Origin of the sequence: Candidatus Tisiphia endosymbiont of Thecophora atra (assembly GCF_964026395.1) — a bacterium.
GTDB lineage: Bacteria > Pseudomonadota > Alphaproteobacteria > Rickettsiales > Rickettsiaceae > Tisiphia.
Genome location: NZ_OZ032145.1, coordinates 1,303,152 through 1,316,327, shown reverse-complemented (window position 1 = coordinate 1,316,327; position 13,176 = coordinate 1,303,152). Strand labels below are relative to the sequence as shown.

The following is a 13,176-nucleotide window of genomic DNA, read 5'->3' as shown; positions in this document are numbered from 1 at the left end:
GAAAAAGGTACAAAATAATGAAAAAAATCGTAGATAATAATCATAAAGAAGTAATAAAAGCGATTGAAGAATTGCGAAAAAAAATGGAATCAGAGTTTAAAAAGATCTTTGAGCAAAACAGTAAAAATCATCAACAAATAATAGAAAAGAATACTACTATTATAAAGAAAATGGCAGATAACCAAACAAAAATAATGGAAAATTTTAATAAGGCCAGTGAAGATCGAAAGGCTAAGTTTGATGCAATGATTGCAAAAGCTAATGTTACGCAAGAAATGCTTAGTAAATTTCAACAAGAAACTAAGAGTAATTTTGAAAAATTAGAACAGGAAAATAAAAAGAACTTTGACGCAATAAAAGTGGGATTAGAGAAAAATCATCAACAGATTGTAGAATCAAGCAATAAGTTTGATATAAGGTTTGGAGAATTATTACAAGATATGGGTAAAAAGCATCAAGAGCTAATGGAAAAAACTGAAAGTTTGGATAAAAATATATTGAAAGCCAAAGAAGAAGCAGACAAGCATTTTGAGGAAGCAAGTAATCATAGGGAAAAAATTCAGCAAGATTTAGAGAATAAATTGCAAGAAGTTAAATATGGGGTACAAAGGTTAGGAGAGGAAACTGAAAAAAATTTTCAAGAGGCAATGGAAGACAGGAGGGCAAAGCATGAAGAACAAAAGCAATCCCTTACAGGACTACAAGCATTTCAAGATTTAAAATTTGAAGAAGCAATGCGAGATAGAGAAGGAAGATTTGAACAACAGAAAGCAGAATTATTAAAATCAAGAGAAGAAATCAATACAAGATTTGAACAAGCATCCTCAGAGAGACAAGAATTATATCAAAAAACAGAAGATAAATTAAATAAAATTCAAGATGAAGTAGTAGTGTCAAGAAAGGATGCGGATGAGAAGTTTGCAAAAGCACAAGAACAAAGAAACAGTATTTATAAATTACAACAAGAAAAATTAGATAAATTAAATGAAGAAGTTCGAGCTTCAAGAGCTGATGCTAAAACAAAATTTGAGGAGGCATCAAGAGATAGAATTGAAAAACACAAAGAAGCTCAAGAATTATTAAACAAAACTCATCAAGAGGTTAAGGAATCAAGAGAAGAGGCTAACAAAGGATTTTCGGAAGCGAAAGCTCAAAGGGAAAAATTCTATGAGGAAAATAAGGGTCGTTTAGATGAGCTAAATGAAGGACAAAAAAAGATAAAAGATGGATTAGATAAGGGGTTTGCCGAAGCAAAAGCAGATAGAGAAAGAATTTATGATAAGACGAATACTCAGATACAGGAAGTAAATGCTAAGGTAAATCAGCTAAGAGATGAATGTGATACAAACTTCAAAAAAGCTGAAGAACATAGAAATGAAATTTACGATAAGACGAGTACTCAGATACAGGAAGTAAATGCTAAGGTAAATCAGTTAAGAGATGAATGTGATACAAACTTCAAAAAAGCTGAAGAACATAGAAATGAAATTTACGATAAGACGAATACTCAGATACAGGAAGTAAGTGCTAATGTAAATCAGTTAAGAGATGAATGTGATACAAACTTCAAAAAAGCTGAAGAACATAGAAATGAAATTCATGAAAAGTGCATGGCAAAGATGGATGAAATTAATTCAGAATTTGATTTGGCAGCAATAAGGGAAGGATTAGTAGCAAATAAAGAAAAGTTTGATGTAATTCAAGAGTCTATAAATAAATATAAACATCAGGTGTTTAAAGATATTAAAGGTAAGGCAAAAGATGAGAATGGATTAGCTCTATTCAATATGCCTAAGGCAAAAACAGAAATAAGAGAGTTAATCATTAAGATCAATAATGAACAATCCTTAGAGCAAAGAGAAGAACCACTAAATCAGACTCTTGAAATGAGTATTAAAGGTGCTTCTCTACTTGGTAGTACGTATCAACCAGAGCAAGCAGATCCATTAAGAGTAAAAGAACTGCTTAGTTTAAAGAATAAATTAGATTTTGATAAGGATAATCAGAAAATTTTGACAAAATTATATGGTGGAACAAAAATATCTAGTTTAACCATCTCATCGACATTTTTTGACAAAAATAATGCAACAGGAGAACTAGAAAATAATTATCAAAAATTAGTAAAGGAAAATAAAACACTAAAAGATAAACAAGCTGAGTTAGAAAATAGTAATGCACAGTTAGGTAATATTTTAGATGAGTTATATGCGAGTAATTCAGTTGCTCAAGAAAGCGTACTTGCTGGTGACATTGGAGTAGAAAGTAGATCTAGTGCTGATATATGGTATGGTGAGTAAAAGTTGATAACTTTGCTTTTAAATATTTGTACATATTACAGGTGTTTACATGAAAGAAAAATCAAAAAAGTCAATAAGTTCATTTTTAGTAAAAGCTAAGGAAGATGTAGAATTTATGAGATACTATAATGCTATTCAAAATAACGATAGTATTAGTGAGTTAAAAGAATCTCTTAAAGGCATAAAAAGTAAATCAAAAGACGATTTAGAAAAAATAAAAGAAAAATCAAAAAAATTACAGATAGAATTAGAGGAGTTAAAAGAGAAATATAAAAACAATAACAATGTTCAAGAGTTTAATGAGCTTTTTAAATATGGCAAAGGAGATTTAGATTTTGTTAGTATTGAAAGTATTAAGAACATAAGCATTATTACTAAAGGAATTTTAGACCCTAATAAATCTCAATCTTCACCAAGTGATAGCCTCAAACATTCCGATGCTGTTGAAATAATAAAATGCTTAGCAAAAAAAGGTTTTAAAGAAAATTTATTATCTCAAGAAGAAATTTCAGAGAATGATTTAAATAGTATAAAGCAAATAAATAAGTTTTATGAAACATTATTACCTCCACAAAATCACATTTTTTTCAAAAGAAATTTAGAAAAAATCATTGATGATGAATCACAATTAAGGCAAATATGTGGGGAGAAAGCAAAGCAAATAAGTGATGATGAGTGGTATAATGATAATCACATGCGGATTATAGGTAAAAAGATACTAGCACCTTATTGTGACGTAGGAACTTATCAATATATAGAAAGATTAACTTATAGTTTAATAGATAATGATTTTATAAAAACTATAAATGTTGGAGTTCAAGAGGTTTTAAGCATACCAAAAGATACTATAGTATTTGAGAGAAAGGAGTTGCTTGAAAGTAAGGAGTCAGATTATAACCACAAAAAAGAATTACAATCCAATAATTACTCAAAGATTGAGGCTAATACCAATCAACCTTTTATAGATTCTCCTAAATATATTTCTTTTAATGTTAATAATAATCATTGGATAGCTATATGTATTTTAAATTACAAAGGAAGAGTAAAATTTTTATTCAAGGATTCTCTTGGTAATACACACAAATATGTCGCTGAGAAATTTAAAAGAGAATTTAAGGAAATAGGGATAGATTTAGCAGATACAGATTTTATTTACAGTGAAATAAAGGATCAAAAAGATAGTTATAACTGTGGTCCTATGTGTCTTGAAAACCTTAAGATCATAGCAAGAACCCTCAAAGAGAATGGGAAAGAACATTTAGTTGATAATTTTCAGAGTATTAAATTTTGCACTGCAGAAGATGCTTATTTTGTAAGGAAAAATCACAATGCAATAATTACTCAACAAGTTGAGCAAGGTAAAAAAGTGGCTCAAGAATTATTTAAAAAGGTTCAAATTCAATTTGAAGAAGTTGAAAAAGATTTAGTGATTGATGAAGACTTTGACTCTTATAAACAAGAAGCTGAAAAAATATTAAAAGAACTTGATAAGTTAATTAAATTAGACAGATCGAATACTGAGATAAAAGGTTATAAATCAAAAGTTTTATATACTATAGCTCATAAAAGTTTTGAATTAAAAAATTACAAGGAAGCATATCATTATGCTGAAGAGCTTAGTATACATGGTACACATCCAAATAGTGAAAAATTAAGAGATATAATAAAAAAAGAGTTACCTGATTCTTCAGTTGTAGAAGATCAGGATAGATTGATAGAATTAAAACAATTAAATAAAGATGAGAAACTTCATAAACAGCTTGAAGTACTAATAACGAAGCTAAAAATAGTAAAAAATGAAATACCTAAATATGAAAATTTTTCAAAAGATGACATTCTTAAATGGAAAGAAGCTGATATTAAAACGAAATCAATAGAAGAATGTATAGCTGTAGTTAATAGAGCTAATTATATAGATACCTTTGAGCGAGGTGGTAATGGTCATACTTTGAGAGATACACAGATAATATCTGTATTATCATTTTTTGATGCTGAGAAAAATGGAAGACTTGAACAAATAAAAACAGGAGAGGGAAAATCAACTATAGTATCAGTACTTGCAATTATTAAAGCTCTTCAAGGTAAGAAGGTAGATGTTTTAACTAGCTCAGGGATTTTAGCAGAAAGGGACGCTTCAGAAAAGGAAAGTTTATACAAATTATTCGGTTTATCTGTATCTCATAATGGGATGAATTTAACCTATATTAGAGGATCTAAGGAATGTTATGAGGCAGATATTTTATATGGAAGTATTAGTAATTTCCAGTTTGACCTACTAAAACATGAACATCAAGATTTAGAAACAAGAGGAAAACAAGGTAAAGAAAGGGCTTTTGATGTAGTAATAGTAGATGAAGCAGATAGCATGCTAGTTGATAATGGAGGTCATTTAGCAAAATTATCTGGGTCTCTCCCTGGAATGGAGTATTTAGAACCATTTTTAGTTTATATATGGTATGAGGTAAAAAAACTATCACCAAATATAATGCTTTTAACTCAACTTATTCAGAAAGATTTAACTCAAATAAAAAATTATAAGACATTTAAAGAACAGATTGTAACTAAAGTTAAAAATTTGATTGATGATGGAAAATTAATATTACCTTCTATCGACGATAATGGTGTTAAGGGTGAAAAGGAATTTGATATTTTACTACCAGTACATTTAAAAAAATATCTGTCGTTTCAAGTAGATAATTGTTTTAATAAAGAAGTTTTAAGTGTACCAAAAGGTACTATAGCACTTGAAAGCAAGAATTCACCTGAGAGTAAAGAGGACTCAGAGGATAAAAATAAGGAATCTGAAGATGAATCAAACCTAAAAGAATATACATCATCTCAGGTAGATAAGTGGGTTGATAATGCTTTTAAGGCTGCATTTATCTATCAAGTAGATAGAGAATATACGCTAGAAAAAAATGGAGAGGAATTGATCATTGCCCCTGTTGATGCTAGTAATACTGGCACTATCCAAAAGGGAACAATTTGGTCAAATGGATTACAGCAATTTTTACAATTAAAACATGGACTTCGTTTAACAGCAGAAAGTTGTAATACAAGTTATATTTCTAATATAGGTTTTGTAAAAAGATATGTTAAACATTTTGTTGATTCACAAGGAGAAAAAGCTCAAGAACAACCCTCTATTTTTGGTTTAACTGGTACTTTAGGTGGAGATAAAGAAAGAGAATTACTCAGTAAATCTTATAATGGAATTGATTTTTTAGAGATTCCAACCTTTAAGAAGAAAATTTTTACAAAAGAGCCAACAATATTAAAAAAATCAGAAGATGAATGGCTTGAATCTATAACAAGCGATGCTATTTCTAGAACTAAGGAGAGAGCGGTACTTATTATATGTGAAACGATTGAAGAAGCAAAGTTAATATATAACAGAATTTCTTTGCATCAAAAATTACAGGATAAGCAAGGGGATTTAAAATGTTATTTGAAAGATGATCAATCAAATGTAACAGAAGAAAAAATGGAAGTAGGAGATATTTTAGTAGCAACTAATTTAGCTGGACGAGGTACAGATATAAAAATTTCTCCAACATTAGAAGCTAATAATGGGATGCACCTATGTTTAACTTTTTTGCCACCAAATGAAAGAGTTGAAGAACAAGCTTTAGGCAGAACTTCACGGCAAGGAAAACCAGGGACAGGTCAATTAATTTTAAAAGAAAATAAGTTTATAAAGGAATTAAAGGAATATGTGGATGAATGGTTAAGGAAAAATAATAAGGATTGTTCAGAGCAGCATTATATTGAAATGATCGAAGGATGTAGGAACGAAATTGAGAATCAAAGAGTTTCTGAAATTATAGACCTTAGATTAGAATCAATAAATATAGCTGATGAGTTATTTAATAAATTTTCTCAGTTGTGTAAAGACTTAAAAAAAGATAATGAAGGAATTAATTGGTTTTATATAGTAATAAAAGCAATTGAAGAACGTTGGGGTTTTTGGTTAAAAGATTTAAACTTAGATGACAAAAAAACTTTTGATAAAGGGGATATAGAGAAAATTAATAAGAAATTTGAGGGTTTTCAAGCAAATATAAGAAGATATTTTACGCAAAAAGACGATGAAAATGGTTCTTTAGAAGTAATTGAGAATCCGTTTTATTTAATAGACATAGGTGGTTATTGTATAAATCAAAGAGAGTTTACTCTTGCGAAAAAAGCTTTACAAAAAGCTATAAGTTTAGAAAATAACGAAATGATGATTCCGGGAGCTTACTATCTTTTAGCTTTTACGGAAGTTGCATTGGGTAAAACAGCTGAAAGTGTGCTGGAAAAGGCAGTAGAATCTATTATACCATTTTTAAATCTTAAAGATAAAAATACTAGAGAGTGTGTAATATCAGAGGCAAAAAGAAACCTAGATAAAGCTAAAGAAGGGATAGAAAAAAATAAAGAGTTATATTCCTTGATATTAAATACTGTTTATTTATTACCCCCTGATGTACAAAAACAAAAAGATAATGAAAATAATTTTCAAGAAAAGGTTATAGATTTACTTAAACCCTTGTTAAATGCTGGGATTAAAGATAAAAAAGCTATAGAAAATAATATAGATAAATATATAGAGTATTTTAATATTGAATCTGAGGAAGATAGTAAAAACATTAGGAATTTATATTCCCCCTTACTTAATTTTGATTATACAAAATCTAAGGAAATAGAAAATAAAACTATTTTTATAAATCAATTAGTAGTTGTTATAGATTCCCTTATAAAATATCAAGAGAATAATGATGAATCTATTAAAGTTTTAGAAAAGGAAGAGCAACCTAAAAATTCTTTGTTAATAAATCATTTAAATTCCAAAATAACAGCTCTTACAACATATATCTTATATATTCAAGGTAACAAAACTTCAATAGAGGAATGTGCTAAAAAAGCTGCTGGATATATAGCTGTTAAATCAATAATTAATCTTGACTTGAAGACTATTGATTTTGGTGGGAATACTGATTTAAATAAGATTGAGGATAAAGAAGCCAAGAAAGAGGCTGAAGAAAATGTAAAGAAAGCTAAAGAATTAGAAGAACAATTAAAAAGTATAATAAAAAAACCAGAATTACTAGAACTTTCTTCTATAGGATTGAAATATATTTTTAAAGTAAAAGAAATAGGAGATATTCCACTAGAAAAAGTAATAGCTGCAGATGCACAAATTGCAGCTGGTCTTGCTTTGTATACTTCAGCAGCTGCTTTTCCCCCAGCAGCTCCTGCTTTGTGTCCAATAGCATCTACATGTGTTTCAGAAGGTATATCAGATATAATCAGTAACCTAATAGATTTATTTGCTGATAAGTGTGAAAGTTTTGATAAAGAGGCTAGGGAATCATATGCTAAACAGAAAGGTATATCTGTGGGTATAACTTTAGGTACTATGGGTATAGGTGCTATAGCAAAGATGCCTAGTGTAATTAATGGTGGTATAACGGCATGCCAAAAAGTGTCTAAAAGTTTAAGGAGTTTTACTGGAACTTTTGGAAAAATATGTAATAAACTAGCTGATAAAGTAGATGAAATTATAGTTAAATTAACAAAAACTTTAGAAAAAGTTAATGAGGCTACACAAAAAACAAAATCCTTATTTGATGGTTTGTCAAAGCAAATAATTGATAAAACTATTGAGAAGGTAGATTTTGAAAGTTTAGGATTAGAAGACGTAAAAAAATATATTTCAGTTGCTATATCTTTAAAAAAAGGTCTTGAAACGGGTAGTTTAACGGCAATATTGGAATCAATACCTAATACAGGGATTAAGGAATTAGACGATATTGTAAACGTAGCTAGTAAAGTTAATGGATTTCGTAATGGTATAAAATCCGGTAGTGCTACAAAAATGTTAGAAGCACTGCAAGATATAGGGAAAATGACAGGCATCCCGGAATTGGACAATATTATTGATGTAGCACAGAAGATTAACGGAGTACGTAAAGCTGGAGAATCCGGTAGTGCTACAAAAATATTAGAAGCACTGCAAGATATAGGGAAAATGACAGGCATCCTGGAATTGGACAATATTATTGATGTAGCACAGAAGATTAACGGAGTACGCAAAGCTGGAGAATCCGGTAGTGCTACAAAAATATTGGAAGCATTGCAAGATATAGGGAAAATGATAGGCATCCCGGAATTGGACAATATTATTGATGTAGCACAGAAGATTAACGGAGTACGCAAAGCTGGAGAATCCGGTAGTGCTACAAAAATGTTAGAAGCACTGCAAGATATAGGGAAAATGACAGGCATCCCGGAACTGGACAATATTATTGATGTAGTACAGAAGATTAACGGAGTACGTAAAGCTGGAGAATCCGGTAGTGCTACAAAAATATTGGAAGCACTACAAGATATAGGGAAAATGACAGGCATCCCGGAATTGGACAATATTATTGATGTAGCACAGAAGATTAACGAAGTACGCAAAGCTGGAGAATCCGGTAGTGCTACAAAAATGTTAGAAGCACTACAAGATATAGGGAAAATGACAGACATCCCGGAATTGGACAATATTATTGATGTAGCACAGAAGATTAACGGAGTACGCAAAGCTGGAGAATCCGGTAGTGTTACAAAAATGTTAGAAGCACTGCAAGATATAGGGAAAATGACAGGCATCCTGGAATTGGACAATATTATTGATGTAGCACAGAAGATTAACGGAGTACGCAAAGCTGGAGAATCCGGTAGTGCTACAAAAATGTTAGAAGCACTACAAGATATAGGGAAAATGACAGGCATCCCGGAATTGGACAATATTATTGATGTAGCACAGAAGATTAACGGAGTACGCAAAGCTGGAGAATCCGGTAGTGCTACAAAAATGTTAGAAGCACTGCAAGATATAGGGAAAATGACAGGCATCCCGGAACTGGATAATATTATTGATGTAGTACAGAAGATTAACGGAGTACGTAAAGCTGGAGAATCCGGTAGTGCTACAAAAATATTGGAAGCACTGCAAGATATAGGGAAAATGACAGGCATCCCGGAATTGGACAATATTATTGATGTAGCACAGAAGATTAACGGAGTACGCAAAGCTGGAGAATCCGGTAGTGCTACAAAAATGTTAGAAGCACTGCAAGATATAGGGAAAATGACAGGCATCCCGGAATTGGACAATATTATTGATGTAGCACAGAAGATTAACGGAGTACGCAAAGCTGGAGAATCCGGTAGTGCTACAAAAATGTTAGAAGCACTACAAGATATAGGGAAAATGACAGGCATCCCGGAATTGGACAATATTATTGATGTAGCACAGAAGATTAACGGAGTACGCAAAGCTGGAGAATCCGGTAGTGCTACAAAAATGTTAGAAGCACTGCAAGATATAGGGAAAATGACAGGCATCCCGGAACTGGATAATATTATTGATGTAGTACAGAAGATTAACGGAGTACGTAAAGCTGGAGAATCCGGTAGTGCTACAAAAATATTGGAAGCACTGCAAGATATAGGGAAAATGACAGGCATCCCGGAATTGGACAATATTATTGATGTAGCACAGAAGATTAACGGAGTACGCAAAGCTGGAGAATCCGGTAGTGCTACAAAAATGTTAGAAGCACTGCAAGATATAGGGAAAATGACAGGCATCCCGGAACTGGATAATATTATTGATGTAGTACAGAAGATTAACGGAGTACGTAAAGCTGGAGAATCCGGTAGTGCTACAAAAATATTGGAAGCACTGCAAGATATAGGGAAAATGACAGGCATCCCGGAATTGGACAATATTATTGATGTAGCACAGAAGATTAACGGAGTACGCAAAGCTGGAGAATCCGGTAGTGCTACAAAAATATTGGAAGCATTGCAAGATATAGGGAAAATGACAGGCATCCCGGAATTGGACAATATTATTGATGTAGCACAGAAGATTAACGGAGTACGCAAAGCTGGAGAATCCGGTAGTGCTACAAAAATGTTAGAAGCACTGCAAGATATAGGGAAAATGACAGGCATCCCGGAACTGGATAATATTATTGATGTAGCACAGAAGATTAAACAGATTCATAACAACTTGCAAGAAGGACTTGCGGCTGGTAGTTTAACTCAGCTGCTGCAAGCCGTGCCTAATACTAGCATTGCAGAATTAGACCAGTTTGTTACTACTGTCAAGCAGGTTAATGATATACGCAACAACTTGCAAAAAGGACTTGCAGCTAATAGTTTAACTCAACTGCTACAAGCCGTTCCTAATACTGGCATTACAGAACTAGATCAATTTGTTAGTATTGCACGTAAAATTGATTCTGTGTTTAATAATTTAGAAGGTAGTATTGAAAATGGCAATTTACAAGAAGTTCTAAAAAATATTCTCAAAACCGAATTATATAACATTGTAACTAAACAAATATATCTTACTATTCAAAAAAGCTCAGAAAAATATCATAAAGCATATAACAATATTGTTGAGAATTTAAGTGTAAATGAGAATAATGAGCAAAAGATATTACTCGGCGAATGTGAGGATCAATTCGAGTCAACTCTCTAAATCTAATACATATGAATATCCGTAACCGTCTAGTAAAGGCTTAGCTTTACCCACAATCTTAGATTTTTACGATCTGCATTATATTACTTAGTGCTTCATAGTTTATGTGCTATACTTTATCGTATAAAATGATTGATATAATTTTATTATTTAGTATGGCTATTTCCCGTTTTCTCAATCTAAAAAAATTGAACAAGCTGCAAAAATGAGTAGAGAGGAAAAGAAAAAATTGCTATAGCTAAAAATTTACTTAAAGAGAATATGACATCTGAGTATATAGCTTTGATTACTAGTTGAAATGTTAAAGAAATCAACAAACTACTAAAATATCAAGTAATATGATTAACAAACTTTCTGATACCAAGACAAATCTCAAGAACATTAATACTATTGAGAGTAGCAAGTCCCCTAAAATGAGGGTAGGTACTGATGACTTTAAAACATTATTATTAAATAGTGACGTATTTGTTGACAAAAGTCTAATGATCAAAGAATTACTAGAAGATAGTGGAGATGTTATATTAATCACTAGACCAAGACGATGGGGTAAAAGCCTTAACATGGACATGCTTCGCAAATTCTTTGAAATTGAAGTAGATGAAAAAGGCAAGCCGTTACCACTTGAACAAAAGATAAATAACAAACTATTTCTTGGAGGTACAGTAGATTTAGGCATTAAAGGTAAAAGAACTCTAAAACCTTTAAAGATTAATAGTAATGAATACGCTATGGTTCAACAAGGTAATTATCCGGTTATTTCTATAAGTTTTAAGGATATTAAGGGTAGTAATTACCAAGACATTGAGAACGGTATACGGAATCAGGTTATACAACTATTTGCCAATCATTATTATTTAAAACATTACTCAACTCAAGATATAGGACTATTAAATAGTGTACAAAAAGCAAAATTAGAACGATATTTTACAGAAGAGCTGACGAAAGAAGATTTAAAGTATAGTTTAAAGTTCCTAAGTGAAATACTTTACAAACATTTTAACCAAAAAGTCTACGTATTGATCGATGAATATGATACTCCAATTAATAGTTCTTATATTAAATTTGGTAAAAAATCAGAAGAATTTGAACAAGTACTTGAACTATTTCGTGGAATATTTGGCAGCAGCCTAAAAGGTAATGCTTGTGTAGAAAAAGGAATAATAACTGGCATATTACGTATTGCTAAGGCTAATTTGTTTTCAGATATTAATAATGTTAGTGAATATACCTTACTTGATGATGACTTTTCTAAGTTCTATGGCTTCACCCAAGCAGAAGTTGATGAGTTACTAACCATCGTTCCAACTGAAACGAATCCTGAAGAAATTAAAAATTGGTATAATGGTTACACCTTTGGTGGCGAAATAATTTATAATCCATGGTCAATCATGCAATGTTTAGCACATAAAGGTAAGCTTGATCACTATTGGCTAGATAGTGGGGGTACGGGAATAATTGATAAGGCATTATTGTCAGATGAAATGCAACAAGATTTACAATTACTTGCTAGTGGTAAGAGTATTATATCGCAGATTACTAAACAAATAAGTTTCAATGATATTAATTCACGCTCAGGACTATTTAGTCTATTACTATTTAGTGGTTACTTGAATCCAATGGTCATTGAGTTAGAAGAGAATGTTTATGAACTATCCGCCCCTAATAGAGAGGTAAAACATATCTATAATGCGAGATTATTACAATGGGTTAGTAATAAGTTACAGATTGATAGTTCACTATATTATCCTTTTTCTACTCTATTACCTGCTTGTCGGTTAGAAGAATTTAAAGAACGGCTTCAGGAATTGTTATTAAACGCTACTAGTTTTCACCAAACAGGAAATAAAAAAGCTGAATTATTTTATAGCGGCTTTATGCTAGGACTTGTTAACATGTTATCTTCTAGCTACATCATAACCAGTGAACAAGAGTCAGGCAGTGGACGAGCTGATATTATCATGATCCCCAAGATAGGTAAAGAAGATAAGGCTATTATTATTGAGTACAAGATCGCCAAAAATACAGAAGATTTAGCCTTGGTAGCCCAAATGGGATTAAAACAGATTATAGATAAGCAATATGACACTAAGATAAAAGAATATTCTCATGTCAAAAAAATCATTAAACTTTCGATGGCTTTTTGCGGTAAGAATATGGATTTACAATATCAGGTTACAGAGCTTTAGTAATAGACTGTAAGCGTTTGAATAATCAGTAATTTTATGTCTATCGTGGTTCTGAAATTGTCCACTACGCCCCGCCATTCGGTACAAGTTGTCGTTTTTTCAAAAATATCGAACGGGAAACGTAGAGAGGTCTCAAGTTTTTTGCCCCTGACGTTTAAGGTTCTGAAAT

At 31.5% G+C, this 13,176-nt stretch carries 3 protein-coding genes; all 3 read left to right on the top strand.

Annotated features, from left to right (window positions below):
• Positions 1-17 precede the first annotated feature (17 nt).
• Positions 18-2,297: a hypothetical protein gene (locus tag AAGD45_RS06285; RefSeq protein WP_341761080.1), complete on the top strand. Its 2,280-nt coding sequence runs from the start codon at positions 18-20 to the stop codon at positions 2,295-2,297.
• Between the two features lie 49 nt (positions 2,298-2,346).
• Positions 2,347-10,821, top strand: coding sequence for a Ulp1 family isopeptidase (locus AAGD45_RS06280; RefSeq protein ID WP_341761079.1), 8,475 nt, complete (start codon positions 2,347-2,349; stop codon positions 10,819-10,821).
• A 338-nt stretch (positions 10,822-11,159) separates the two neighbouring features.
• A complete protein-coding gene (locus AAGD45_RS06275; RefSeq protein WP_341761078.1) occupies positions 11,160-13,007 on the top strand; it encodes an AAA family ATPase in 1,848 nt (615 codons plus the stop codon).
• The last annotated feature ends 169 nt before the right edge of the window (positions 13,008-13,176 follow it).